Raw genomic sequence first — 25,089 nt, 5'->3', positions numbered from 1 at the left:
GTGATCCAAGGGCAGAACACCAAGGTTCTGCCGGATTATCGCTGCGGTAAATAACGCAACGGGTTTACGGATTTCCCCTTGTAACGAATTTCAAAATGTAATCTTACCGAACTGGTTCCGGTGCTACCCATGGTAGCTATTTTTTGCCCCGCCTTAACTTCCTGTTGTTCCCGGACCAGCATAGAGTCGTTGTGGGCGTAGGCGCTCAGGTAATCATCATTGTGTTTGATGATGATTAAATTACCGTACCCACGGAGCGCGTTGCCTGCGTATACCACTCGTCCTGATGCAGTGGCGACGACAGGTTGTCCACGCGAACCGGCGATATCGATCCCTTTGTTTCCGCCTTCCGCAGCGGAGAAGTTATCGATGATCTTCCCATCAGTCGGCCAACGCCAGCTTCCCACTGGTGTTGTGCTGTTAGTCGTGCTGCTGACTGTGGGCGGTGCGGTAACCGGAGCTGTGGTCGTTGCCACATTATTTGCCCCTTTCGACGGCAGCATTTTACCGCCTGTCGAACCCGAATCATCAGAATACGTAATAACAGGTTGCTGTGCAACAGGGGCAGATTTAATTTGCGTCTGGTTGGATGCAACCGGCACTCCGCCTTGCGTGGCGTCCGCTGCGGTTATCGCGTTACCACCGGTGATAGTCTGGCCATTACCGTTGCCAACCTGTAGAACTTGCCCAGCTTCCAGGCCATACGGGGCCGGGACGTTATTGCGTTGTGCGAGGTCGCGGAAGTCATTGCCGGTAATCCAGGCAATGTAGAAGAGGGTATCACCGCGTTTAACGGTGTAAGTCTCACCACCGTAACTGCCTTTAGGAATATTCCCATAATTTCGGTTGTACACGATGCGACCATTTTGCGTGACAACATTATTATTGCCACTAACCATTCCACCTGAGGGCGCAGCCGATGGTGTACCACCGCTTAACATTCCTCCGTGTGGCATGGCAGGCACCGTGCTGTTCTGGGATGAGAGCATGCCACCACTCGGCGCAGAAGACATACCGCTGTCCGCACCACCGCCGCCAACCTGGCTAATCGGTGCCTGGGTATTGTCGCCAGAGCTACAGCCCGCCAACCAAAAACCGACCAGTGAAAGTGCCGCCAAACGGCGTAATTGAAATACTGTGCTTCCCGTGCTCATTGATCCCCCGTTATGGCAATCCTGGATAAAACTGTATGACCGCGACGACCACATTTTTCACTACTGAGTAGGTTGAAAACGGTCTTTCGCATTGATTAACAAGGATAGTAACAATATCAACTGCGCCGTGCCATGTAACAGTTGTGAAGAATTACGTAGCGACGGCTCAGGCCAGATCGCCTTGAACTAACGGCACAAAGCGGACGGGCTCGATGATTTCTTCAACAAATTCATCACCCTGACGACGTAAACGCTTTAACACCTGCTGATCTTCGCCCACTGGCAGCACCATTCTGCCACCCTCTCCTAATTGCGCTATCAGCGCAGTCGGAATTTCAGGGGGAGCCGCCGTGACGATAATGGCGTCAAAGGGCCCACGTGCCGCCCAGCCTTGCCAGCCGTCGCCGTGTCGCGTGGAGATATTATGCAGGTCGAGTTGTTTGAGGCGACGCTTGGCCTGCCACTGCAACCCTTTGATCCGTTCCACAGAATAAACGTGATTAACCAGATGTGCCAGAATGGCAGTTTGATAGCCAGAACCGGTGCCAATTTCCAACACGCGCGATTCCGGGTTCAGTTCCAACAAGGCCGTCATGCGCGCGACCATGTAGGGCTGTGAAATTGTCTGTCCGTTACCAATCGGTAGCGCAACGTTTTCCCAGGCTTTGTGTTCAAACGCCTCATCGATAAAGCGTTCACGCGGGACATCTGCGATGGCTTTCAGCAAATGCTCATCGAGAATCCCTTGTGCACGCAGTTGCTCTAACAGCGTTTCGATGCGCCGGTTCACCATGCCAGAGTGTCCTCAGCCTGGATCAGCCAGTCACTTAATACCTCTTGCGCCGCGTGTGCCGTCAAATCCACATGCAGTGCAGTCAGTGAGACATAACCCGCATCCACCGCCGCGAAATCGGTATCGGGGCCTGCATCAAGCTTTTCCCCTGGTGGGCCAATCCAGTAAAGCGTGTGGCCGCGCGGGTCTTCAGTACAGATCACCTGATCGGCAGGATGGCGACTGCCGCAGCGCGTGACGCGAAAACCTTTAATGTCGGCTAACGGCACGTCAGGCACATTGATATTCAGGATACGCCCAGTACGCAGCGGCGTGTGCGACAAGGCACGCAACAGCGTACAGGTCACGGCGGCAGCGGTAGCATAATGCTGATGTCCATTCAGTGAGACAGCCAGCGCGGGCAATCCGAGATGACGGCCTTCCATCGCCGCCGCTACGGTACCGGAATAGATCACGTCATCACCCAGATTGGGGCCGGCATTGATCCCCGAAACCACAATATCCGGGCGCGGTTGCATCAGTTTGTTGACCCCGAGAAACACGCAGTCAGTCGGTGTACCCATCTGCACCGCGATATCCCCGTTTTCATGGGTGAAGGTGCGCAATGGTGTTTCCAGCGTCAGGGAATTTGATGCGCCGCTACGATTGCGATCGGGCGCGACAACCTGCACTTCCGCAAACTCACGCAGAGCGCGAGCCAGCGTCTGAATGCCGGGAGCATGAATACCATCGTCGTTGCTGAGCAATATCCGCATCGGTTCCTGACCTTTGTTCATTCAACGGGTCCCTGACTCTCCAGATCGTCATCGTTCTGACGCCCTAAATGAGAGGCAAGGATGTTTGCATTCTAGCGGTGAGGCGCGGGAAGTGGTAGACGTAAATCACGGAACTTACGGCGTTTGCCGCAACAATGCGCAGCTGGAGCGTGAAAAAACCCGGCGTTGAAGCCGGGCTATTGAACAGATGAAAAGCTTATTCGTCACTGATAGGCGCAGCGGCACCATTGCTCAGCAGTTCACGCACCACGCTGGTGGCAAAACTCCCGGCAGGCAACCAGAACTGCATTTCCAGCGTCACATCATCCCACCAGTTCCAGCTCAGATCTTTCGGCACCACCAGCATCGCGCGGCGTGCAGCATCCACTTTTTCGCGATCGAGCAATGTCAGCAGATCCGTGGCCGCAGCCAGCTCTTGTTGTTCAAAAGCCAGCGCCTCGCCCTGAGGTCCTAAATCACCGCGACCCGGCAACGGTGCGGTAATACGCAACCCATAATTATCTACGCGTTGCTGTAAGTCAGGCAGCTCTTCTGCCTGCGCCACAAACCAGCTGCCACGCCCGGCCAGTTGCAGTGCGTCACCCACTTGCACGCGATCCAGCGCGCCATCACGTTGCAAACGTGCACTGGTCACCTGATTGAACAAGTGGCTGCGCGCCGCAGATAACAAAATACCTTTCATGCTGCGATCGCGTGGACGGAATTTTTCTTCCCCCCACAGCCTGGCCTGCGTCAGGTTATTACCGCCGCGTCCAAAGCGCTGTTCGCCAAAATAATTAGGCACACCGCCTTGCTGGATACGTTGCAGCCGCCCTTCCACCTCGGCGCGGTCAGAGACCTGCCTGACCACCAAACGGAATGCATTTCCCGCCAGCGCGCCCGTACGCAGTTTGCGCTTGTGGCGGATCACCTGCAGGATCTCGACACCTTCCAACTGGAAGCCTGCCAGATTTGGCATGCCATTGCCCGGCACCCGGAAACACAGCGTCTGCTCCGTCACCGCATGACGATCTTTCATGCCGGCATAGCTCATGTCGCGCTGATGCACACCCAGAAATTTGGCGATGGCTTCCGCCACAAAGCGAGTGTTGCAGCCGATTTTACGGATGCGCACCAACACCTGCTCACCTTCGCCATCATAGGGATAGCCGAGATCCTCAATCACCACAAAATCTTCGGGATTGGCTTTGATGACGCCAGTTGCGCTCGGTACGCCATGCAGGTAAAGCAGCTCACTCATCCTTAATCAGCCTTCACCAGCAGGGCCACAGCTTCGCAGGCAATGCCTTCACCGCGACCGGTAAAGCCAAGCTTCTCGGTGGTGGTCGCTTTGACGTTGACGTCATCCATATGGCAACCCAGATCTTCGGCGATGTTGACGCGCATCTGCGGCACATGTGGCAACATTTTCGGGGCCTGAGCGATGATGGTGACGTCCACGTTGCCGATGCGATAGCCTTTCAGCTGGATACGACGCCAGGCTTCGCGCAGCAGGCCACGGCTATCGGCACCTTTGAATGCCGGATCGGTATCCGGGAAGAGCTTGCCGATATCGCCCATCGCCACCGCGCCCAGCAGGGCATCGGTCAGCGCGTGCAGCGCCACATCACCATCTGAATGGGCAATAAAACCGTGCTCGAAGGGAATTCGCACCCCGCCAATCACCAACGGACCTTCGCCGCCAAAAGCGTGAACGTCAAAACCGTGACCGATACGCATCATGCGCGCTCCTTTAAATCAATCTGGGTTAGATAGAAGGCCGCCAGCGCCAGATCTTCTGGCCGCGTCACCTTGATATTGTCACTGCGTCCGCTCACCAACTCTGGATGATAGCCGCAGTATTCCAGCGCCGAGGCTTCATCAGTAATGGTAGCGCCTTCATCGAGGGCGCGCGTCAGGCATGCGGTCAGGAGTGGATGCGGGAAAAATTGCGGCGTCAGCGCGTGCCATAAATCTTCGCGCTCAACGGTATGGGCAATGGCTGTTTTGCCCGGCTCAGCGCGCTTCATGGTGTCTCGCACCGGTGCCGCGAGGATCCCCCCCACTTTACTGTGCTCACGAATCGCCAGCAGCCGCGCCAGGTCATCAGGATGCAGGCACGGACGCGCCGCATCATGCACCAGCACCCACTCGTGGTGTTTAATCGCCTGTAATCCGGCCAGTACCGATTCGGCGCGTGTGTCGCCGCCGGTCACGCGCAATACGCGTGGATCCTGCGCCAGAGGCAGTGAATCGAACCAGCCGTCGTCGGGGCTGATGGGCACAATCACTTGCTTCACCGCTGGGTGCGCCAGTAAGCGCGCAACGCTGTGTTCAAGAAGGGTAAATTGACCGATGGTCAGATACTGTTTGGGGCAAGCAGCCTGCATGCGGCTGCCGACGCCCGCGGCAGGCACCACGGCAATCACATCCCCAAGGGAAGAGAGGTTGTTCATGGTTTATCGTTGTTGATTTTGCGCAGCTTGTTGCGCGTTACGTTTGTTCTGGTCTGCCACCAGGCGATAGAAAGTCTCGCCGGGCTTAATCATGCCCAGTTCATTGCGTGCACGTTCCTCGATCGCTTCAGAACCGCCATTGAGATCGTCAATTTCGGCAAACAGCTGATCGTTACGCGCTTTGAGTTTGGCGTTATTCGCCTGTTGTGACGCGACGTCTTCATTGACGCGCGTATAATCATGAATACCGTTCTTACCCAGCCACAGAGAATATTGAAGCCATCCCAGCAGCACGAGCAACAGTAGCGTCAGTTTTCCCATCCCCGCCCCCTGAAAAACGGCCCAATCATCCCATAACTTCGCACAGGACTCCACAGTCGTAGCGAAAATGCCGCGCATTGACCGTTGCCTGTACAAATAATAACGGGACGGCAGGTAAAGTTTTGTAACCTGCCGATGCGTTTACACATCAGGTGAGCGTTACCAACCAGAGAGAAATGAGAACAACAGCCAGAAAAGGCACACGACGACGATGGCGGTGATCACCCCGCTCACGATGAGACGGCCCCGAATCATCAGGCTGAGTACGATGCCGATCAGAACAGAAACAGGCAACAACGCGAGGAAGAACGGCCACGTATACAGGAAGAAGAATAACGTGTTGGAGCCGTAGAGCATGAACGGAATCGCCAGTGCGCACCAGTACGAGAGAAAGCCAATCACGCCACCCGGCAACGATGAGATCGGCTCATCCGGGGTGCGTTCATCTTTGCGTGTCAGCATGGGGGTAACGTTCTGCATAGAGATCCTGTTGACGCTAAAACGCGGCAAACCCCAAGAGATTTGCCGCTGTCGGTTCAGGATCTGATGATATCGCGGTGACGCAGGAGGTCTAACAATTGGGCGGTCAGTTTTGTAACCAATTGTTCCCCATCAAGATGGATTTCTGGCGCGTCTGGTGCCTCATAAATGCTGTCAATGCCGGTGAAATTGCGTAATTCACCGGCGCGGGCCTTTTTGTATAAACCTTTGGGATCGCGCGCTTCGCACACCGCCAACGGGGTATCAACAAACACTTCAACAAACTGCCCTGCGCCGAGCAGTTCTCGCACCATCTGGCGTTCAGCGCGATGGGGCGAAATAAAGGCGGTTAACACCACTAACCCGGCATCCACCATTAGTTTCGCTACTTCACCTACACGCCGGATGTTCTCTTTGCGGTCGTCATCGCTGAAACCAAGGTCACGGCACAGACCGTGGCGCACGTTATCCCCATCCAGCAAATAAGTACTGACACCTACGCGGTGCAGCGCCTGCTCCAGCGCACCCGCCACCGTGGATTTTCCCGAGCCCGAAAGCCCGGTGAACCACAGCACCACGCCTTGATGGCCGTGCTGCTGTTCACGCTCTTCCCGCGTGACAGGATGGTCATGCCACACCACGTTTTCGTCGTGTTGCGCCATTACTTGCCACCCAGCAGGTCGCGAGCGTTCCAGTGCGGGAAGTGACGACGTACCAACGCATTCAACTCCAGCTCAAAATCACTGAATTGACCAGCCTGGGCGCGCGCTTCGGTCTGCGGTTGGTTGATCATCCCCGCCCCCACGGTCACGTTACTCAGACGATCGATGAAGATCATGCCACCGGTAACCGGGTTCTGCTGATAGGCATCCAGCACCATCGGCTCATCAAAGGTGATTTCCACCAGACCAATACCGTTCAACGGCAGGCTTTCCACTGCACGTTTCTCCAGCGTGTTGATCTCAACCTGGTGAATGATTTTCTCGATACGTCCACGCGCTTTCTTGCCCGCGATCTTCACTTCATAGCTTTGGCCCGGCTGCAGAGGCTGTTCCGCCATCCACACCACATCCACGGTAGCGGATTGCACCGCTTGCAGGTCGGCAGCGGCATCGACCAGCAGATCGCCACGGCTAATGTCGATTTCATCCTTCAGCACCAGCGTAATCGCTTCACCAGCCGCCGCTTCCTGCAGATCGCCATCAAAAGTAACGATGCGTGAGACGGTGGATTCCACGCCAGATGGCAGCACTTTGACGCGCTGGCCCACCTGCACCGTGCCCGAGGCCAACGTCCCGGCATAGCCACGGAAATCGAGGTTCGGACGGTTTACATACTGCACCGGGAAACGCATCGGTTGATGATCCACCACGCGGTTTAGCTCAACGGTTTCCAGCACATCAAGCAACGTTGGGCCGCTGTACCAAGGCATAGTGACGCTTGGCGTCGCAACGTTATCCCCTTCCAGCGCAGACATCGGCACAAAGCGAATATCCAGATCGGCGGGCAGCTGTTCCGCGAAATCAAGATAGGACTGCTTAATCTGCTCGTAGGTCTCCTGACTGTAATCCACCAAATCCATCTTATTGATGGCCACCACCAGGTGTTTGATCCCCAGCAGCGTGGAGATAAAGCTGTGACGACGGGTTTGATCCAGCACGCCTTTACGCGCATCAATCAACAGAATCGCTAAATCACAGGTCGAAGCACCGGTCGCCATGTTACGGGTGTACTGCTCATGTCCCGGCGTGTCAGCGATAATGAACTTACGCTTCTCGGTGGAGAAGTAGCGGTAGGCCACATCGATGGTGATGCCCTGCTCGCGCTCGGCTTGTAAGCCATCCACCAGCAGCGCGAGATCCAGCTTCTCACCTTGCGTACCGTGACGTTTGCTGTCGTTATGCAGTGATGACAGCTGATCTTCATAAATCTGGCGCGTATCGTGCAGCAGACGGCCAATCAAGGTACTTTTGCCGTCGTCCACGCTACCGCAGGTCAGGAAACGCAGCAGGCTTTTATGTTGTTGCGCGGTCAGCCAGGCTTCTACGCCGCCCTGATCGGCAATCTGTTGTGCAATTACGGTATTCATCTGCGTCTCCTTAGAAATAACCCTGACGTTTCTTCATTTCCATCGAACCGGCCTGGTCACGGTCAATCACACGTCCCTGGCGTTCACTGGTGGTGGAGACCAGCATCTCTTCAATAATTTCCGGCAGCGTCTGTGCTTCAGACTCCACCGCACCGGTCAGCGGCCAGCAGCCGAGGGTACGGAAACGCACCATGCGCTGCTTGATCACTTCACCTGGCTGCAGATCGATACGATCGTCATCAATCATCATTAACATGCCGTCGCGCTCCAGCACCGGACGCGGTGCAGCAAGGTAGAGCGGCACAATTTCGATGTTTTCGAGGAAGATGTACTGCCAGATATCCAGCTCAGTCCAGTTGGAGAGCGGGAACACGCGGATGCTTTCGCCTTTGTTAATCTGGCCGTTGTAGTTGTGCCACAGCTCAGGACGCTGGTTTTTAGGGTCCCAGCGATGGAAACGATCGCGGAACGAGTAGATACGCTCTTTGGCACGTGATTTCTCTTCATCACGGCGCGCACCGCCGAAAGCGGCATCAAAACCGTATTTGTTCAGCGCCTGCTTCAGACCTTCGGTTTTCATGATATCGGTGTGCTTGGCGCTGCCGTGCACAAACGGGTTGATGCCCATCGCCACACCTTCCGGGTTGCGGTGAACCAGCAGTTCTGCACCCATGTTTTTCACCGTGCGATCGCGGAACTCGTACATTTCACGGAATTTCCAGCCGGTATCAACATGCAGCAGCGGAAATGGCAGCGTGCCCGGATAGAAGGCCTTACGCGCCAGATGCAGCATCACCGAAGAGTCTTTACCGATGGAGTACATCATCACCGGATTACTGAACTCGGCCGCTACCTCGCGGATGATATGGATACTCTCTGCCTCCAGTTGGCGCAGATGAGTCAGTCGATTTTGGTCCATAATTTTTCCTCAAGCCAAATTGACAACGGCGGACTCGCGAGCCCCCTGCTGTGCCGAATGTTGGAACCAGGCGAGTTGCCCGTGTAAATTCACCACTTCGCCAATCACGATCAGTGCTGGCGTGGGCGCGGCAACAGCCAGCGCCTCAAGTTGATCTAATGTTCCGGTCAGCACTTGCTGATCCTGACGCGTGCCGCAACCGATCACCGCCACTGGCGTGGTGGCTGCGCGTCCATGTTCGATAAGGCCCGCCGCAATTTCCGCTGCTTTCATCGTGCCCATATAAATCGCCAGCGTCTGACGCGCACGCGCCAGTGAAGGCCAGTCAATGCCTGCGCTGTCACTGCGCAGATGGCCGGTAACAAACAGCACGCTCTGCGCGTGGTCGCGGTGAGTCAGTGGGATACCCGCATAGGCAGTCGCGCCTGCGGCGGCGGTAATGCCCGGCACCACCTGGAAAGGAATGCCTGCCGCTTTAGCCGCCTGCAACTCTTCACCACCACGGCCAAAGATAAAGGGATCGCCACCTTTCAGACGCACCACGCGTTTGCCCTGCTGTGCCAGTTCGACCAACATGGCATTGGTCTCTTCCTGTGAAACGGAGTGCGCCCCGGCACGTTTTCCCACGCAGATGCGATCGGCATCGCGGCGTACCAACTCCAGCACCTCGTCACTCACCAGATGGTCATACAGCACCACATCCGCCAGTTGCATCACTTGCAAACCGCGCAGGGTCAGCAAACCGCTGTCACCTGGCCCTGCACCCACCAGCGTGATTTCGCCCTGGTTATCGGTGTTGTTTTCCAGCTCACGATCCAGAGTACGGCGCGCTTCATTGACGTTGCCAGCAGACATCTGGCTGGCGAAAAGGCCATTGAATGCCCGCTCCCAGAAGCGGCGACGTTCAGACATGCTGCGATAGCGCTGTTTCACTTTGTCGCGCCACTGCCCTGCCACTTCAGCCATCTGACCGAGATTGGCGGGCAACAGCGCCTCAATTTTTTCACGCAACAGGCGAGCCAAAACCGGGGCTGTTCCGCTGGAGGAGATCGCCACCACTAAGGGAGAGCGGTCGACAATGGAGGGGAAGATAAAGCTGCACTTCGGCTGATCGTCTACCACGTTAACCAGCTTGTGACGCGCATTCGCCGCATCAAACACCTGCGCGTTAAGCGCATTGTCATCGGTCGCAGCGATCACCAAAAATACGCCGTCGAGTTGTGTTGGTTCGAAGCTGGAGGCGATCCACTCAATCGCGTTAATATCCAGCAGCGCCTGCAACTCATGGCCGAGATCGCGTGCTGCTACCCGCACGCGCGCACCGGCGCGACGCAGCAGTTCGATTTTACGCGCAGCGATTTCGCCACCGCCGACAACGAGCACTGGGCGGTTTTTGAGATCGGCAAAGAGAGGCAGATAATCCACGTTAACCTTGCTAGTTTTACAATAAGTTAACGCGACTATACTTTCCCACCTTCTGGCAGATGAAATTACGAATTAGCATTAGTAGTTACTGAATGGAATAACGGCCCAGGATTGCTGATAACAATTTGTGCTTAACAAATGATATTGCTGGTGTTTCGGAGCAATTCAAATTGTGCAAACGCGGTCACAGTTTCATACTAACTCAGAATTTTTTTAGCATGACGGGATGTCAGAAAAGGACCATTACTATGTTTGCCACTCTCCGCCGCACCGTGCTGGCTGCACTGATCGCGGGCGGTTTGCCTTTCTTTGCCCAAGCTGCCACTTACACGCCTGGGCATTTTGCTGAACAGCAACTGCGCCACATTGCCACCTATTTCCCCGGCCGCATGAGCGGCAGCCCTGCCGAACTCATGACCGCCGATTATCTGCAACAGCAGTTCACCGAGCTGGGCTACAAGAGCAATACCCGCCAGTTCAACACTAGCTACAACTGGTTAGAGCGCAAAGGTGAGACGCGTCCGCGCAAAGTCTCCGCCACCTCGGTGATTGCCGCTCGGGCGGGAAGCGTGCCGCAGGAAATCCTGATCGTCACTCATCTGGATACCTGGACGCCGCTCAGCCGCCACGAAGCGGATAACAATCTTGGCGGTCTGCGTCTGCAAGGTGTCGATGACAATGCCTCAGGCTTGGGCGTGATGCTGGAACTGGCACAGCAGCTGAGTAAAACCCCACTGCACTACGGCGTGCGCTTTGTTGCCTTGAGCGCCGGAGAAGCCGGGCTGCACGGCATGGATGACTACCTGTCGCGCATGAGTGCGCAGGAGAAAAAGAACACGCTGCTGGTGATTGATCTCAACAGCCTGATCGTCGGCGATCACCTCTATTTTAACAGTGGTGCCAATACGCCATCAGCGGTACGCAAGCAGACCAGCGCACGCGCCGTGCAGCTCGCGCATCGCTACGGTATTTCCGCCGCCAGCCACACGCTGACAGCACGCGACTATCCTGGCGTGAATCCCTTTGATAAAGCCGGCATGCCGCTGCTGGATGTCACTGCCGCCAACTGGGCGCTGGGTAACAAAGACGGACAGCAGCAACGCGCGCACAGTAGCCACTTCCCGGAGGGCAACGTACGCCATCAAACCGACCGCGATAACCTCAATTATCTGGATCGCTGGCTACCGGGCCGGATTACGCAACGCACGCGTGATAGCGTGAAGATCTTACTACCGCTGGTCACCGAGCTGGCTAACCCAACAACTTAAGGATTTGCTATGTACGTGGTGTATCTGAACTATTTCCGTCCGGCAGAAGAAGCCGATGCGCTGCTGGCACCGCATATTGAATGGCTGGATCGTTATTTTGACAGCGGCGATTTTATTGCGGCAGGCCGTAAGGATCCGCGCACCGGCGGCATGGTGTTGGTGAAGGATATGGATCGCGCCCGCTTAGACAGCATTCTGGCGGAAGATCCGTTTGTGGCAGTCGCGCATTATGACGTGACAAAAGTGAATGTGACGCGTGCTGCGGAAGCGTTTGCTGGGTTGAAAGGGATTTAATAAAAAGGAGCGCATCAATGCGCTCCCTATGACGAGTCTGAAAGGTCGGCATTAATGCCGACCACATCAATCAACCCTCGTGCAACCCGCACTCGCGCTTCAGGCCGAAGAAGCGCGTCTCTTCCTCAGCCATACCCGGTTCCCACTTCTTCGTGGTGTGCGTATCGCCGACCGACAAATAGCCTTCATCCCACAGCGGGTGGTATTTCAGGCCGTGCTGCGTCAGATACTGATGCACCTGGCGATTATCCCAGTCAATGATCGGCAGAATCTTGAACACGCCACGCTGCACTGCCAGCACCGGCAAACTGGCACGGCTGCCAGACTGATCGCGGCGCAGGCCGGCAAACCACGTTTGCGCACCCAGCGTTTCCAGTGCGCGGTTCATCGGTTCGACTTTGTTGATCTGGTTGTACTGCTCAATCCCTTCAACACCCTGCTCCCACAGTTTGCCGTAGCGCGCTTCCTGCCACGCGGGAGAGGTCTCCGCGCGGAAGATTTGCAGATTGAGGTTGAGCTTTTCGGTCAGTTCATCAATAAAGCGATAGGTTTCCGGGAACAGATAGCCGGTATCGGTCAGGATCACCGGTGTATCCGGCTTCTGCTGCGTCACCATGTGCAGCAAAACCGCCGCCTGAATACCAAAGCTGGAAGAGAGCACAAACGCACCGGGCAGATTTTCCAGCGCCCAGCTGACGCGCTGCTCAGCGGAGAGCTTCTCCAGCTGCACGTTGCTTTCCGCCAACGCCATGATGCGATCAACTTTACTGCCGCTATTCAGTGCTGCGAGATCCAATACCGTCATACTGCCTCCGAGTCCCAAAAATCACGGGCGGGATCAACCACGGCTTTGATAATGCCAACGCGAATCACGAAGTCACCGAAGCCTTCATCAGCGTGGCGCTCAGTTGCCCAGCGCGCCACCAGTTCGTCGATGCTGGCCAGAATTTCGCCTTCGTTGATGTTCTCGCGGTACATACGCGGAATGCGCGTGCCCATGCGGTTGCCGCCAATGTGTAAGTTGTAACGGCCCGGCGCTTTCCCCACCAGACCTAACTCTGCCAGCAAAGCACGGCCGCAACCGTTCGGGCAACCGGTAACGCGTAGCACGATGTGCTCTTCGCCGACACCATGCTTATGCATGATCTCTTCGACTTTAGTGACGAAGGACGGCAGGAAGCGCTCGGCTTCCGCCATCGCCAGTGGGCAAGTCGGGAATGCCACGCAGGCCATGGAGTTTTCGCGCTGCGGCGTCACCGCTTCCATCAAACCGTGTTCACGAGCGATGGCTTCGATCTGCGCTTTTTGCTTCTCCGGCACGCCCGCCACAATCAGGTTCTGGTTGGCGGTGAGGCGGAAATCGCCCTGGTGAATTTTGGCAATCTCGGCAATGCCGCGCTTAAGCGGACGACCGGGATAATCCAGTAAACGACCGTTTTCGATAAACAGCGTCAGATGCCATTTTTTGTCGATGCCTTTCACCCAGCCAACACGGTCGCCGCGCGTGGTGAAAGCATAGGGGCGAATCGGTTCAAACGTCAGACCGGCACGTTTTTCCACTTCCGCTTTAAAGGTCTCAACACCCACCCGCTCCAGCGTGTACTTGGTCTTCGCGTTCTTACGATCGGTGCGGTTGCCCCAGTCACGCTGCGTCGTCACAACGGCTGCGGCCACATCGAGGATCTTCTCTACCGGCAGGAAACCAAACTCGCTGGCGGTACGCGCATAAGTCGCTTTGTTACCGTGATCGATTGACAATCCGCCACCGACTAACAGGTTAAAGCCAATCAGTTTGCCTTTCTCCGCAATGGCGATGAAATTCAAATCGTTGGCGTGCAGATCAACATCGTTATGCGGCGGCACCACCACCGTGGTTTTGAATTTACGCGGCAGATAGGTTTCACCTAAAATCGGCTCTTTATCCGTTGTCGCGACTTTTTCTTTGTCCCACCAAATCTCGGCGTAAGCACGGGTTTGCGGCAGCAGATGCTCAGAGAGTTTTTTCGCCCACTCATAGGCTTCCTGATGCAGCTCAGACTCCACCGGGTTTGAGGTACACAACACGTTACGGTTAACGTCGTTGGCGGTGGCCAGCGCGTCAAGACCGACTTCATGCAGCATCTGATGCGTCGGCTTCACGTTCTTTTTCAGAATGCCGTGAAACTGGAAGGTCTGGCGGTTAGTCAGACGGATGCTGCCATAAATGGTTTTATCGGTGGCGAACTTATCAATCGCCAGCCACTGGGTTGGCGTGATGATGCCACCCGGCAAACGGCAACGCAGCATCATGGCATGACGCGGTTCCAGCTTCTGTGCGGCACGTTCGGCGCGGATATCGCGGTCATCCTGCTGGTACATACCGTGGAAACGGATCAGCAGGAAGTTATCGCCGGTAAAGCCGCCGGTCAGGCCATCATCAAGGTCTTCGAGGATGGTGCCACGCAGGTAGTTGCTCTGTTTTTTCAGACGCTCAGCGTCAGTTAGCTTGCCTTCAACGACCAGCGGTCCAGGATGTTTTTCGCTCATTAGTAAACGTCTCGCTGATAACGGCGCTCAATGCGCAGCTCACTCAAAAATTCGTCAGCCGTTTCACGATCCATGCCGCCGTGTTCGACCACCACATCCAGTAATGCCTGCTCGACGTCTTTCGCCATGCGATTAGCGTCACCACAGACGTAAAGGTGCGCGCCCTCTTCAATCCAGCGCCACACTTCCGCCCCTTTCGCGCGGATTTTATCTTGTACGTATATTTTCTCAGCCTGGTCGCGTGACCACGCTAAATCAATGTTAGTCAGCAAGCCATCTTTAACGTATTTCTGCCACTCCACCTGATAGAGGAAATCATCGGTGAAGTGCGGGTTACCAAAGAACAGCCAATTTTTACCGCTCGCGCCGTCGTTATCACGCTGCTGCATAAAGGAGCGGAACGGTGCGATGCCCGTGCCTGGGCCGACCATGATCACCGGCGTTTCCGGATTCGCTGGCAGACGGAAGTTGTCGTTGTGTTCAATGAACACGCGAATCTCACCGTCTTCTTCGATGCGATCCGCCAGCCAGGTTGAAGCACCGCCACCACGCTGACGACCATCAATTTCGTAGCGCACCGCCCCCACCGTGATATGCACTTCGGTGTCGGTTTCCGCTTGTGACGAGGCGATAGAGTAGAGGCGCGGCGTGAGCGGACGCAGCAGCCCGGTCAGTTGTTCCGCATTCAATTCCGTCGGTGCCTGACGCACCATATCGACAATTGGGAAACTCTGCGCATAGCTCTGCAGCTTTGGTTTATCACCGGCCAGCGCCAGCAGCGCATCGTTACGTGACAACGCGGCATACTGCTCGACGATCTGCGGAGTATTCACCGTCAGTTCATAATGCTTTTGCAGTGCTTCCGCCAGCGGCAGGGTTTCGCCGTTCACTTCAATCGGTTCGTCACCTTTCAACCAAACCAGTTGCAGCAACTCCTGCACCAGCTCGGCGTCGTTTTCAAACCACACACCCAACGCATCACCCGGCTGATAGCGCAGGCCGGAATCACCAAGGTCGATTTCAATATGACGTACATCTTTATCTGAATCGCGGCCGGTGATTTTTTGGTTTGCGGCGAAGCTGGCCGTGAGCGGCGCTTCTTTGCTGTATGGGCTACTGTGGATTTCGTTGACGGCACCTGTCGAGGCCACTGCCGCTACGGCAGAGGGCGCACTGGGTACACGCGCTTTCAGAATCTCAGTGATTTGCTGACGCCAGGCAGCGGCCTGCTCTTTGTATTCCACGTCGGCATCAACGCGAGCCAGCAGGCGTTCTGCGCCCAGCTCGGCCAGACGCTCATCAAAGTCTTTACCGGCTTTACTAAAGAATTCGTAGGAGGTATCGCCGAGGCCGAATACGGCAAAAGCGGTACCTTCACATTTCGGCGCTTTCTTCGACAGCAGGAATTTATGCAGCGCAACAGCTTCTTCTGGCGGCTCACCCTCACCTTGCGTCGAGGTCACCACCACCAGCAATTTTTCCTGGCCGATCTGTTTGAATTTGTAGTCGCCAGCATTGACCAGATTGACGTTCAGCTTGGCGGCCAGCAGGTCGTCGCGCAGTTGCTCAGCCAGGCGACGTGCGTTACCGGTCTGCGAAGCGGAGATCAGCGTAATGGTCGGCGTCTCAGCCTGAACCGGTGCTGGCGCAGCGGCGGCACCGGGTGTCTGGTTGACCATGCCCCAAAAATAGCCGGAGAGCCAGGCCATCTGGGTGGTGTTGAAATCCGTGGTCGCCGCCTGTAAGCGCGCGAGTTGCTCGGGATTAAGCGGGAGCATTGAACCTGGTGCCTGAGTCGTCATCGCGTTAAACATTCCAGTGTATGAAGTCCGGACCAATCGGTGGCGGAAGAGTGGGTAGGTTACCGGGCTGTATATTAACGATTAAATAAGCCTTCGACATATTAAATAACCAAAATGACTAAGTGGTTTTTCGGGTAAAGTTAATCGGCAAAAGTGGTAAATAAACCCGTTTTTATTCAATGCATTAGATTAGGCATAGTGAGAAAGATGCCGCAAAATGCCCTTTTCGCTCGTAGCGGGTGCGAAAAATCTGTGATTCAGGTAGAATTCGGCGGTTTTTAAGTCTGAGAGCCATTATGTCTACCACGCTATTTAAAGAGTTCCAGTTCGAATCAGCCCACCGCTTACCGCATGTGCCTGAAGGGCATAAGTGTGGTCGCCTGCATGGCCATTCGTTCCTGGTACGGTTGGAAATCACCGGTGAAGTGGATGCGCATACCGGTTGGGTAATGGATTTTGCCGAGCTGAAGGCGGCGTTTAAGCCGATTTATGATCGTCTCGATCATCACTATCTCAATGATATTCCTGGCCTGGAAAACCCGACCAGCGAAGTGCTGGCGAAATGGATTTGGGATCAGATGAAGCCGATCTTGCCAGAACTGAGTGCAGTGATGATTAAAGAGACCTGTACCGCAGGCTGCGTCTATCGCGGCTGAGACCGTCATCTTCCATGCTGCAGGTGCGTTGACTGCCCTCACCCAGTCCAGTCACTTACTGATGTAAGCTTCTGGGGATGCGCTCAGTTGCCGCCTTCCTGCAACGTGGAATATTTGGTCTCTCCATTTTTTATCGTTTATTCATATCTCTGTAACCCTCGCCCTCTACGTTGTTGTCTCCTTCATTAAAGATCAAGAGAATCAACAATGAACCTGGTAAAACGCCTTTCTGTTATTGCTTTGCTTATTTCCGCCTCTGCCGCCGTTCAGGCGCAAAACGTGCTGGATTTCCCACAACCCGATAAAGTCCCGGATGAGTTCTATGCGGTGACTGAGATCCCTGCGGGCGGCATGATCAAATATGAAACCGACGCGAAAACCGGCTTTATCGTTGCCGACCGTTTTCAGTCGATGCCGGTGGCCTATCCAGCGAACTACGGTTCACTGACCCAGTCACTGGGTGGTGATGGCGATCCGCTGGATGTGATCTTCTATACCCGTGCGCCGCTGCAACCGGGTACGCTGATCAAACTGCGCCCGATTGGCGTGCTGAAGATGATTGATGGGGGTGAAGTGGACGACAAGATCGTTGCAGTGCCCACCAGCAAGATCGACCCCACTTACGACGACATCAAAGAGATGAAGGATCTGCCGAAGATGGAGCAGGAGCGTCTGCAGGCGTTCTTCCGCGTCTACAAGCAGTTGCCGGACGGTCGTAAGAAAGTGGAGTTAAATGGATTTGAGGATGCGGCGAAAGCCAAAACAGAAATCAAACAGGCATTCGACGCGTATAAAGCGAAGCAATAATGGCGATAAGGTCGCTATGAATGGCTGAATCAGCGCGGTGATGGCCAGGGTCGCCATGAATGGCAACCCTACGACAATCCAGCGCAGTTTTCAAAGGGTGCGCATTGATGCGCACCTGGTTTATCAGGCGATATTCAAATACTTGTGTGTCTGCATTGAAAGGCGCCAGTTGCGGGCAATACAGGTCTCAATGCACAGTTTGGTCGCCGCATCACCACGGCTGATCGGTTGCAGCGCAACAATACGATTTTTATCGTCGTGCAGACCGGCCAGCAACGCATCTAACGCTTCCACATCACGCTCACGCGCCACCGGATGTTTAATTTCATCGGCTCGCTGCAACGCCTGCGGCAACACATCATAACCGCCACGCATATTCACTTTGGGTGAAACCGTCACCCAAGTGGCTTCTGAGCACTGCACTTCATGGGTGCCACTGGTTTCAATCTGGCAGTCAAAGCCTGCGGCTTCCAGCGCTTCTGTTAACGGGCGCAAATCGAAAATCGCCGGTTCGCCGCCGGTGATCACCACATGGCGCGCGGTCCAACCCTGGCGCTGAATGGTCTCAATCAGCATTGCCGCATCGGCGCTGCCCCAGGCGTCGCTCTCCACGGTTTTCACCAGAATATCGCCCAGCGATGTCTCCCGATCGGCCAGCTTTTCCCAGGTATGTTTGGTATCACACCAGCTACAGCCCACCGGACATCCTTGCAAGCGGATGAACAGCGCCGGAACACCGGTGTAAAAACCTTCACCCTGCAGGGTCTGGAACATTTCGTTAATCGGGTAGAACATTTTTTACTCACGTCTAAAATTCGAGGCGCAGATTATGGCAGATTTTCGCCGTCGGTTCACAGCTGCTTCGCAGCAAAAAGCAAAAGCCCCGCACGAGGCGGGGCTTTATTAGCGATGATGCAGCCGGTCAGGCCACATCAGCAGACCATTACTGGCCTTTAACTTCTTTCAGACCGTTGAACGGGGCTTTGTCGCCCAGCGCTTCTTCGATACGAATCAGCTGGTTGTACTTAGCAACACGGTCAGAACGGCTCATAGAACCGGTTTTGATCTGGCCTGCAGCAGTACCGACCGCCAGGTCAGCGATGGTAGCATCTTCAGTTTCACCTGAACGGTGTGAAATCACCGCGGTGTAGCCTGCGTCTTTCGCCATCTTGATTGCAGCCAGAGTTTCGGTCAGAGAACCGATCTGGTTGAATTTGATCAGGATGGAGTTAGCGATGCCTTTATCGATACCTTCTTTCAGGATCTTGGTGTTGGTCACGAACAGGTCGTCACCAACCAGCTGGATTTTGTCGCCCAGAACTTTAGTCTGGTAAGCGAAGCCCGCCCAGTCAGACTCATCCAGACCGTCTTCGATAGACACGATTGGGTACTGTTTAGTCAGGTCTTCCAGGAAGTGCGTGAACTCTTCTGAGGTGAAGGCTTTGTTACCTTCGCCAGCCAGCACATATTTGCCGTCTTTGTAGAATTCAGATGCTGCACAGTCCATCGCCAGGGTGATGTCTTTGCCCAGCTCGTAACCGGCTGCTTTTACCGCTTCAGCGATAACAGCCAGAGCTTCAGCGTTTGAACCCAGGTTTGGCGCGTAGCCACCTTCGTCACCCACTGCAGTGCTCATGCCTTTGGCTTTCAGTACTTTTGCCAGGTTGTGGAAAACTTCAGAACCCATACGGATGGCTTCTTTCACGTTTTTCGCGCCAACTGGCTGAATCATGAATTCCTGGATGTCGACGTTGTTGTCGGCGTGCTCACCACCGTTGATGATGTTCATCATTGGCAGAGGCATAGAGAATTTGCCTGGGGTGCCGTTCAGTTCAGCGATGTGCGCATACAGTGGCAGGCCTTTAGAAGCCGCAGCCGCTTTAGCCGCAGCCAGAGAAACAGCCAGAATGGCGTTAGCGCCGAAGTTGGATTTGTTCTCAGTACCGTCCAGCTCGATCATGATCTTATCGATGTTCGCCTGGTCTTTGGCATCTTTACCGGTTACCGCAGCAGCGATAGGACCGTTAACAGCTGCAACCGCTTTGGTTACACCTTTGCCCAGGAAACGAGATTTGTCACCGTCACGCAGCTCCAGTGCTTCGCGAGAACCGGTTGAAGCACCTGATGGCGCAGCAGCCAGACCAACGAAACCGCCTTCCAGATGCACTTCTGCTTCTACAGTCGGGTTGCCACGGGAGTCGATGATTTCGCGACCGATGACTTTTACGATTTTGGACATTCGATTTTCCTCAGTACAAGTTAGTCAATCCTAAGACAAACAACGCGCGAAAAGTTCGCGCGCTGTTCGTTAAACTCTTACTTCGCTAACCGCTTCTGGTGCTCCTGCGCGGCTTTAACAAAGCCAGCGAACAGCGGATGACCATCACGCGGGGTCGACGTAAATTCCGGGTGGAACTGACAGGCTACGAACCACGGATGATTCGGGAGTTCAATGATCTCCACCAGCTGGTCATCACCGGAACGGCCCGCAATATGCAGACCCGCCGCTTCAATCGGCTTCAACAGCAGATTGTTCACTTCATAACGATGGCGGTGACGTTCAGTAATCACGTCAGAACCGTACAGCTGGCGCACTTTGCTTCCTGACGTCAGCTGGCACTGCTGGCTACCCAGACGCATGGTGCCGCCCAGATCGCTCTGCTCACTACGCTGCTCAACGTTACCTTCTTCATCACGCCATTCGGTGATCAGCGCAACCACCGGGTACTTACAGTCTGGCACAAATTCAGTTGAGTTGGCGCCTTCCATCCCGGCCACATTGCGTGCGAACTCCATCAGCGCAATCTGCATACCCAGGCAGATGCCCAGATAAGGGATGTTGTTCTCACGGGCGTACTGCGCAGTGAGCATTTTGCCTTCCACACCACGGTAGCCGAAGCCGCCAGGGATCAGGATAGCATCGAGATCTTTCAGAATTTCGACACCGCGTGATTCCACATCCTGCGAGTCGATCAGCTTGATGTTCACGGTCACACGATTTTTCAATCCACCGTGCTTCAGCGCTTCAATCACTGATTTATACGCATCAGGCAGCTCGACATATTTGCCGACCATACCGATGGTGACTTCGCCGCCCGGATTGGCTTCTTCGTAAATAACCTGTTCCCATTCGGCCAGGTTCGCTTCCGGTGCGCTCAGGTTGAAACGCTTGCAGATATAGTCATCCAGACCCTGCGATTTCAGCAGGCCAGGGATTTTGTAGATAGAATCCACATCTTTCAGGGAAATAACCGCTTTTTCCGGAACGTTACAGAACAGCGCGATTTTAGCGCGTTCATTAGCCGGCACTGCGCGGTCTGAACGGCAGATCAGCACGTCTGGCTGAATACCGATCGACAGCAGCTCTTTCACTGAATGCTGGGTTGGCTTGGTTTTCACTTCGCCTGCAGCCGCCATATACGGCACCAGAGTCAGGTGCATATACATGGTGTGTTCACGGCCCACATCAACCGCCATCTGACGAATGGCTTCGAGGAACGGCAGTGACTCGATATCACCAACAGTACCGCCAATTTCAACCAGAACCACATCGTGGCCTTCGCCACCTTCAATGATGCGTTCTTTGATCGCATTGGTGATATGCGGGATGACCTGAATCGTGGCACCCAGATAGTCACCGCGACGCTCTTTGCGCAGGACTTCTGAGTAAATACGACCGGTCGTAAAGTTGTTACGGCGAGACATTTTGGTGCGAATGAAACGCTCGTAGTGACCTAAATCCAGATCGGTTTCGGCCCCATCATCGGTGACGAACACTTCACCGTGCTGTGTCGGGCTCATGGTACCCGGATCGACGTTGATGTACGGATCGAGTTTCATGATGGTCACATTCAGACCACGTGCTTCAAGGATGGCTGCGAGGGAGGCTGCGGCAATGCCTTTGCCCAGAGAGGAAACAACCCCGCCGGTCACAAAAATATAATTCGTTGTCATGCTGAACCTGAGAGTTTAGGTTTAAAGACGATGGAATAACCAAGACGGGAAAATAGTATACCCGAAGTCGTCCTAAGCCACAATTGATCAATCACACCATCCCCGCGCATTGCAGCCGACAACATAGCGGATAGAGGCGGGTGAAATGTTGACGTACGTCACAAAGTTGCCGCAAGGCTGAATCGAGTAAGCTTAAGCGGCTAAATTATGCTCAAAGGAGGAATAATCGGCAATTTATGGAATAATCGCTGAGTCTTTGTTCTCACAGGCTTTCACCTGCTGCCAGGCCTCTTCCATCTGCTCCAGCGTGGCGTCGTTCATTGCCAGCCCCTGTTCCGTGATAATGCTTTCAACCTGGCGGAAGCGACGTTCAAATTTGTCGTTGGCTTTCTGCAACGCCGTTTCTGCTTTGCTACCTAAATGGCGTGAAAGATTCACCGTCGCGAACAGCAGATCGCCAATCTCCTCTTCCAGTTTGTCGCTGTCGATGACCGCCTGCTGCGCTTCGTGCATCACCTCATCAATCTCTTCATACACTTTGTCGAGTACCGGGCCCAGCGTGTTCCAGTCAAAGCCCACCGTGCTGCAGCGCTTTTGAATTTTATGCGCGCGCATCAGGGCAGGCAGTGCTTTTGGAATATCATCCAGCGCCGAATGTTGCGACTTTTCAGCTCGCTCTTGATGCTTAATCGCTTCCCAGTTTTTGAGTACTTCCTGAGTGGTGTCTGCCTGCACATTGGCGAAGATATGCGGATGGCGGCGCTCCAGTTTGTCGCTGATGGCATTGCAGATGTCATCAAAGTTGAAACGCTGCTGTTCATCCGCCATTTGTGCGTAGAACACCACCTGGAATAGCAGATCGCCTAATTCACCGCGCAGATCGTCAAAATCCTCGCGCTGGATGGCATCGATCACTTCGTAGGTTTCTTCCAGCGTGTAAGGGGCAATGGAAGCGAACGTCTGTTGACGATCCCAAGGGCAGCCATGCTTCGGGTCGCGCAGGGTTTGCATGATAGTGAGCAAGCGGTTGAGGGCTGTCATGAGGGAGATCCTTAGCGGTTAAAAATGGAAAAGGTCGCCATAAATGGCGACCCTACGACGCACCGAATGAATGTAGGGTCGGCATTTATGCCGACCTGGCAAAAATCAGTTCAAGCGGCGCGCGTCAATAATATCCGGCACCTGATTGAGGCGAGCCAGCACGCGGCCCAGCACCTGCTGGTTGTAAATCTCGATATCCATATCAATGGTAGCGAGCTGTTTTTTGGTGTCGCTGCGGCTGGAAACACCCAGTACGTTCACTTTTTCATTCGCCAGAATGGTGGTGATATCACGCAGTAAACCGCTGCGATCGTTGGCCGTAACGCGCACCACCAGCGAATAACCACTGGAATAATCCTCACCCCATACCGCATCAACAATACGTTCCGGGGCGTGTGAGATCAGCTCATTAAGCTGATCACAATCAGCGCGGTGGATGGAAATACCCCGGCCTTGGGTAATAAAGCCCACGATATCGTCGCCCGGAATCGGCTGGCAGCAGCGTGCGATGTGATGCAGCAGATTGCCGACGCCCTCCACCACCACACGACCGCCCTCTTTGCGCGGCGCTGGCGTATAAGCTTTTTGCGTCAGCTGACGCAGCGCTTCACGGTCTTCCTCTTCAGCGCTCGGCTTATGGAGTTTGGCCTGCAGGAAATTCACCATCTGATTGAGGCGAATATCACCGCCGCCAATCATCGCCAGCAACTCGTCCTGCGAACTGACGTTGTAGCGCGGCAGTAGAATTTTTTCCGCCTCGCGGAAACTGATATCCAGCTGGCTCAATTCACTCTCAAGAATCTGACGACCTGCCAGAATGTTCTTGTCACGATCCTGCTTACGGAACCAGTTGTGAATCTTTGAACGCCCACGGCTGGTGGTGATGTAGCCGAGGTTAGGATTCAGCCAGTCACGGCTCGGGTTCGGCTGCTTCTGGGTGATGACTTCAATCTGATCGCCCATCTGCAACTGATAGGTAAAGGGCACAATGCGCCCGCTGATTTTGGCACCGATACAACGATGTCCGATATCGCTGTGAATATGGTAAGCGAAGTCCAGCGGCGTCGAACCGGATGGCAGATCCACCACATCGCCTTTAGGCGTAAACACATACACGCGATCATCAAACACCTGGCTGCGCACCTCTTCCAGCATTTCGCCAGAATCAGCCATCTCTTCTTGCCAGGTGATCAGTTTACGCAGCCAGGCAATCCGGCCTTCATGGCCCGCTGCGCCACGCGCATTGGCGGCGGTTGGGCCTTCTTTGTATTTCCAGTGCGCCGCCACACCCAGCTCGGCATCTTCATGCATCTGGCGGGTACGAATCTGGATTTCCACCGTTTTGCCTTGTGGACCCAGCACCACGGTATGAATCGATTGATAGCCGTTGGGCTTGGGATTGGCGACGTAATCGTCAAACTCACTTGGCAGGTGGCGGAACAGCGTGTGCACGGTTCCTAAAGCGCCGTAACAATCCTGCAAACGTTCCGCCACGATACGCACCGCGCGAACATCAAACAGTTCATCGAACGCCAGCGACTTCTTCTGCATCTTGCGCCAGATGCTGTAGATGTGTTTCGGGCGGCCATAGACTTCGGCACGCACGCCCTCTTTCTGCATCTCTTTACGCAGATTATCGACGAAGTCATCGATATAACTTTCGCGATCAATACGACGCTCGTGCAGCAGTTTGGCAATGCGCTTGTATTCGTCAGGATGCAGGTAGCGGAAGCAGTAATCTTCCAGCTCCCATTTGAGCTGGCCGATGCCCAGACGGTTGGCCAGCGGCGCATAGATGTTGGTGCTCTCTTTCGCCGCGAGCACGCGCTCATCTTCTGGCGCATCTTTCATTTCGCGCAGATGGGCAATACGTTCGGCCAGTTTAATGACCACGCAGCGGAAGTCTTCCACCATTGCCAGCAACATACGGCGGACGTTATCCACCTGCTCTGAGGCCATGGAATCATTATGGATCGCTTTCAGCTGGCGAATGGCATCCATGTCGCGCACGCCATGAACCAACGACACAATGCCCTTACCGAAGGACTTTTCCAGTTCTTCTTCGCTCACCACATCGGCATTTGCCAGCGGGAACAGCAGCGCGGCGCGTAAGCTGTCGTTGTCCATACTGAGCATGGTGAGGATTTCCACCATCTCAATACCGCGCCACAGCAACAGAGCCTGATCTGGATGGTCGTGCGTTTCGGCTTCACAGTAGCGCCACGCATCCGCCAGTTTCTGGCAGGATTGCGGATTATTAATATTTAAACTGGCGATCCACTGGTCAAGGGCAAATTCCCCTTCCGTATTTAAATGCGCACTTCTAACCGCAACCATATCCTCTCCTGC

General features: G+C 54.8%; 24 protein-coding genes. 4 read left to right on the top strand and 20 right to left on the bottom strand.

What is annotated here, in order from left to right:
• Positions 1-35 precede the first annotated feature (35 nt).
• The 12 genes from nlpD to cysG form a co-directional block, all read right to left on the bottom strand.
• Entirely contained in the window at positions 36-1,154 is a 1,119-nt protein-coding gene (gene nlpD, locus LK04_RS03525) for a murein hydrolase activator NlpD (protein WP_039330764.1), read from the bottom strand.
• A gap of 166 nt (positions 1,155-1,320) precedes the next feature.
• Positions 1,321-1,947, bottom strand: a complete 627-nt coding sequence (locus LK04_RS03520) for a protein-L-isoaspartate(D-aspartate) O-methyltransferase (RefSeq protein WP_039330762.1) — start codon at positions 1,945-1,947, stop codon at positions 1,321-1,323.
• Complete coding sequence (gene surE, locus LK04_RS03515; protein ID WP_039330834.1) at positions 1,941-2,702, bottom strand: 5'/3'-nucleotidase SurE; 762 nt, start codon at positions 2,700-2,702, stop codon at positions 1,941-1,943. The genes LK04_RS03520 and surE overlap by 7 nt, the downstream gene beginning before the upstream one ends.
• Positions 2,703-2,919: 217 nt before the next feature.
• Complete coding sequence (gene truD / locus LK04_RS03510) at positions 2,920-3,963, bottom strand: tRNA pseudouridine(13) synthase TruD (RefSeq protein WP_039330759.1); 1,044 nt, start codon at positions 3,961-3,963, stop codon at positions 2,920-2,922.
• Positions 3,964-3,965: 2 nt separating this feature from the next.
• Entirely contained in the window at positions 3,966-4,442 is a 477-nt protein-coding gene (gene ispF, locus LK04_RS03505; protein ID WP_039330832.1) for a 2-C-methyl-D-erythritol 2,4-cyclodiphosphate synthase, read from the bottom strand.
• On the bottom strand, positions 4,442-5,158 hold the full coding sequence (ispD, locus tag LK04_RS03500) for a 2-C-methyl-D-erythritol 4-phosphate cytidylyltransferase (protein ID WP_039330757.1): 717 nt from the start codon (positions 5,156-5,158) through the stop codon (positions 4,442-4,444). The genes ispF and ispD overlap by 1 nt, the downstream gene beginning before the upstream one ends.
• A 3-nt stretch (positions 5,159-5,161) precedes the next feature.
• On the bottom strand, positions 5,162-5,479 hold the full coding sequence (ftsB, locus tag LK04_RS03495; protein WP_039330755.1) for a cell division protein FtsB: 318 nt from the start codon (positions 5,477-5,479) through the stop codon (positions 5,162-5,164).
• A gap of 159 nt (positions 5,480-5,638) precedes the next feature.
• Positions 5,639-5,959, bottom strand: coding sequence for a DUF3561 family protein (locus tag LK04_RS03490; RefSeq protein ID WP_039330753.1), 321 nt, complete (start codon positions 5,957-5,959; stop codon positions 5,639-5,641).
• Positions 5,960-6,015: 56 nt separating this feature from the next.
• Positions 6,016-6,621 carry an adenylyl-sulfate kinase gene (cysC, locus tag LK04_RS03485; RefSeq protein WP_039330751.1) on the bottom strand — a complete coding sequence of 202 codons (606 nt, stop codon included), beginning with the start codon at positions 6,619-6,621 and terminating at the stop codon, positions 6,016-6,018.
• A complete protein-coding gene (cysN, locus tag LK04_RS03480) occupies positions 6,621-8,048 on the bottom strand; it encodes a sulfate adenylyltransferase subunit CysN (protein ID WP_039330749.1) in 1,428 nt (475 codons plus the stop codon). Before cysN ends, cysC begins: the two co-directional genes overlap by 1 nt.
• A gap of 10 nt (positions 8,049-8,058) precedes the next feature.
• On the bottom strand, positions 8,059-8,967 hold the full coding sequence (gene cysD, locus LK04_RS03475) for a sulfate adenylyltransferase subunit CysD (protein ID WP_034823008.1): 909 nt from the start codon (positions 8,965-8,967) through the stop codon (positions 8,059-8,061).
• 9 nt (positions 8,968-8,976) lie between these two features.
• Positions 8,977-10,392, bottom strand: coding sequence for a siroheme synthase CysG (gene cysG, locus LK04_RS03470; RefSeq protein WP_039330747.1), 1,416 nt, complete (start codon positions 10,390-10,392; stop codon positions 8,977-8,979).
• A gap of 248 nt (positions 10,393-10,640) precedes the next feature.
• Between cysG and LK04_RS03465 the strand changes: the two genes are divergently transcribed.
• Both LK04_RS03465 and LK04_RS03460 read left to right on the top strand, forming a co-directional pair.
• Positions 10,641-11,660 carry an aminopeptidase gene (locus tag LK04_RS03465; RefSeq protein ID WP_039330745.1) on the top strand — a complete coding sequence of 340 codons (1,020 nt, stop codon included), beginning with the start codon at positions 10,641-10,643 and terminating at the stop codon, positions 11,658-11,660.
• A gap of 9 nt (positions 11,661-11,669) precedes the next feature.
• Positions 11,670-11,954, top strand: a complete 285-nt coding sequence (locus LK04_RS03460) for a YciI family protein (protein ID WP_039330743.1) — start codon at positions 11,670-11,672, stop codon at positions 11,952-11,954.
• 70 nt (positions 11,955-12,024) lie between these two features.
• Here the strand turns inward: LK04_RS03460 and LK04_RS03455 are convergent, their stop codons facing one another.
• Genes LK04_RS03455 through cysJ form a run of 3 tightly spaced genes read right to left on the bottom strand, consistent with a single transcriptional unit; the run spans position 12,025 to position 16,282 of the window.
• Positions 12,025-12,759 (bottom strand): phosphoadenylyl-sulfate reductase, encoded by a 735-nt coding sequence (locus tag LK04_RS03455; protein ID WP_039330741.1) that lies wholly within the window; start codon positions 12,757-12,759, stop codon positions 12,025-12,027.
• Positions 12,756-14,480, bottom strand: coding sequence for an assimilatory sulfite reductase (NADPH) hemoprotein subunit (cysI, locus tag LK04_RS03450; protein WP_039330739.1), 1,725 nt, complete (start codon positions 14,478-14,480; stop codon positions 12,756-12,758). Before cysI ends, LK04_RS03455 begins: the two co-directional genes overlap by 4 nt.
• Positions 14,480-16,282 carry an NADPH-dependent assimilatory sulfite reductase flavoprotein subunit gene (cysJ, locus tag LK04_RS03445; protein WP_039330736.1) on the bottom strand — a complete coding sequence of 601 codons (1,803 nt, stop codon included), beginning with the start codon at positions 16,280-16,282 and terminating at the stop codon, positions 14,480-14,482. Before cysJ ends, cysI begins: the two co-directional genes overlap by 1 nt.
• Positions 16,283-16,578: 296 nt before the next feature.
• Between cysJ and queD the strand changes: the two genes are divergently transcribed.
• A complete protein-coding gene (gene queD, locus LK04_RS03440; protein ID WP_039330734.1) occupies positions 16,579-16,938 on the top strand; it encodes a 6-carboxytetrahydropterin synthase QueD in 360 nt (119 codons plus the stop codon).
• Positions 16,939-17,145: 207 nt separating this feature from the next.
• Positions 17,146-17,745 carry an inorganic diphosphatase gene (locus LK04_RS03435; protein WP_039330733.1) on the top strand — a complete coding sequence of 200 codons (600 nt, stop codon included), beginning with the start codon at positions 17,146-17,148 and terminating at the stop codon, positions 17,743-17,745.
• Positions 17,746-17,868: 123 nt separating this feature from the next.
• On the opposite strand, the gene queE is transcribed toward LK04_RS03435, so the two are convergent.
• The 5 genes from queE to relA all read right to left on the bottom strand — a co-directional run bounded on the left by queE (position 17,869) and on the right by relA (position 25,077).
• The gene (gene queE / locus LK04_RS03430) at positions 17,869-18,540 is read right to left on the bottom strand and encodes a 7-carboxy-7-deazaguanine synthase QueE (protein WP_039330731.1); all 672 of its coding nucleotides are present in this window, start codon (positions 18,538-18,540) and stop codon (positions 17,869-17,871) included.
• 148 nt (positions 18,541-18,688) lie between these two features.
• On the bottom strand, positions 18,689-19,984 hold the full coding sequence (gene eno / locus LK04_RS03425; RefSeq protein WP_034823037.1) for a phosphopyruvate hydratase: 1,296 nt from the start codon (positions 19,982-19,984) through the stop codon (positions 18,689-18,691).
• Positions 19,985-20,061: 77 nt separating this feature from the next.
• Complete coding sequence (pyrG, locus tag LK04_RS03420) at positions 20,062-21,699, bottom strand: glutamine hydrolyzing CTP synthase (protein WP_039330729.1); 1,638 nt, start codon at positions 21,697-21,699, stop codon at positions 20,062-20,064.
• A gap of 234 nt (positions 21,700-21,933) precedes the next feature.
• A complete protein-coding gene (gene mazG / locus LK04_RS03415) occupies positions 21,934-22,740 on the bottom strand; it encodes a nucleoside triphosphate pyrophosphohydrolase (RefSeq protein WP_039330727.1) in 807 nt (268 codons plus the stop codon).
• A 105-nt stretch (positions 22,741-22,845) separates the two neighbouring features.
• Positions 22,846-25,077, bottom strand: coding sequence for a GTP diphosphokinase (gene relA / locus LK04_RS03410; RefSeq protein WP_039330725.1), 2,232 nt, complete (start codon positions 25,075-25,077; stop codon positions 22,846-22,848).
• Positions 25,078-25,089 lie beyond the last annotated feature (12 nt).

It is taken from the genome of Pantoea vagans (genome assembly GCF_001506165.1).
GTDB lineage: Bacteria > Pseudomonadota > Gammaproteobacteria > Enterobacterales > Enterobacteriaceae > Pantoea > Pantoea vagans_C.
This window is presented reverse-complemented; position numbering and strand designations above follow the sequence as displayed.

Excerpts from the sequence above, each read along its gene's own strand:
- nlpD (WP_039330764.1), bottom strand. The coding sequence starts at position 1,154 with ATGAGCACGGGAAGCACAGTATTTCAATTACGCCGTTTGGCGGCACTT.
- LK04_RS03520 (WP_039330762.1), bottom strand. The coding sequence starts at position 1,947 with ATGGTGAACCGGCGCATCGAAACGCTGTTAGAGCAACTGCGTGCACAA.
- surE (WP_039330834.1), bottom strand. The coding sequence starts at position 2,702 with ATGCGGATATTGCTCAGCAACGACGATGGTATTCATGCTCCCGGCATT.
- truD (WP_039330759.1), bottom strand. The coding sequence starts at position 3,963 with ATGAGTGAGCTGCTTTACCTGCATGGCGTACCGAGCGCAACTGGCGTC.
- ispF (WP_039330832.1), bottom strand. The coding sequence starts at position 4,442 with ATGCGTATCGGTCACGGTTTTGACGTTCACGCTTTTGGCGGCGAAGGT.
- ispD (WP_039330757.1), bottom strand. The coding sequence starts at position 5,158 with ATGAACAACCTCTCTTCCCTTGGGGATGTGATTGCCGTGGTGCCTGCC.
- ftsB (WP_039330755.1), bottom strand. The coding sequence starts at position 5,479 with ATGGGAAAACTGACGCTACTGTTGCTCGTGCTGCTGGGATGGCTTCAA.
- LK04_RS03490 (WP_039330753.1), bottom strand. The coding sequence starts at position 5,959 with ATGCAGAACGTTACCCCCATGCTGACACGCAAAGATGAACGCACCCCG.
- cysC (WP_039330751.1), bottom strand. The coding sequence starts at position 6,621 with ATGGCGCAACACGACGAAAACGTGGTGTGGCATGACCATCCTGTCACG.
- cysN (WP_039330749.1), bottom strand. The coding sequence starts at position 8,048 with ATGAATACCGTAATTGCACAACAGATTGCCGATCAGGGCGGCGTAGAA.
- cysD (WP_034823008.1), bottom strand. The coding sequence starts at position 8,967 with ATGGACCAAAATCGACTGACTCATCTGCGCCAACTGGAGGCAGAGAGT.
- LK04_RS03465 (WP_039330745.1), top strand. The coding sequence starts at position 10,641 with ATGTTTGCCACTCTCCGCCGCACCGTGCTGGCTGCACTGATCGCGGGC.
- LK04_RS03460 (WP_039330743.1), top strand. The coding sequence starts at position 11,670 with ATGTACGTGGTGTATCTGAACTATTTCCGTCCGGCAGAAGAAGCCGAT.
- LK04_RS03455 (WP_039330741.1), bottom strand. The coding sequence starts at position 12,759 with ATGACGGTATTGGATCTCGCAGCACTGAATAGCGGCAGTAAAGTTGAT.
- cysI (WP_039330739.1), bottom strand. The coding sequence starts at position 14,480 with ATGAGCGAAAAACATCCTGGACCGCTGGTCGTTGAAGGCAAGCTAACT.
- cysJ (WP_039330736.1), bottom strand. The coding sequence starts at position 16,282 with ATGACGACTCAGGCACCAGGTTCAATGCTCCCGCTTAATCCCGAGCAA.
- queD (WP_039330734.1), top strand. The coding sequence starts at position 16,579 with ATGTCTACCACGCTATTTAAAGAGTTCCAGTTCGAATCAGCCCACCGC.
- LK04_RS03435 (WP_039330733.1), top strand. The coding sequence starts at position 17,146 with ATGAACCTGGTAAAACGCCTTTCTGTTATTGCTTTGCTTATTTCCGCC.
- queE (WP_039330731.1), bottom strand. The coding sequence starts at position 18,540 with ATGTTCTACCCGATTAACGAAATGTTCCAGACCCTGCAGGGTGAAGGT.
- eno (WP_034823037.1), bottom strand. The coding sequence starts at position 19,984 with ATGTCCAAAATCGTAAAAGTCATCGGTCGCGAAATCATCGACTCCCGT.
- pyrG (WP_039330729.1), bottom strand. The coding sequence starts at position 21,699 with ATGACAACGAATTATATTTTTGTGACCGGCGGGGTTGTTTCCTCTCTG.
- mazG (WP_039330727.1), bottom strand. The coding sequence starts at position 22,740 with ATGACAGCCCTCAACCGCTTGCTCACTATCATGCAAACCCTGCGCGAC.
- relA (WP_039330725.1), bottom strand. The coding sequence starts at position 25,077 with ATGGTTGCGGTTAGAAGTGCGCATTTAAATACGGAAGGGGAATTTGCC.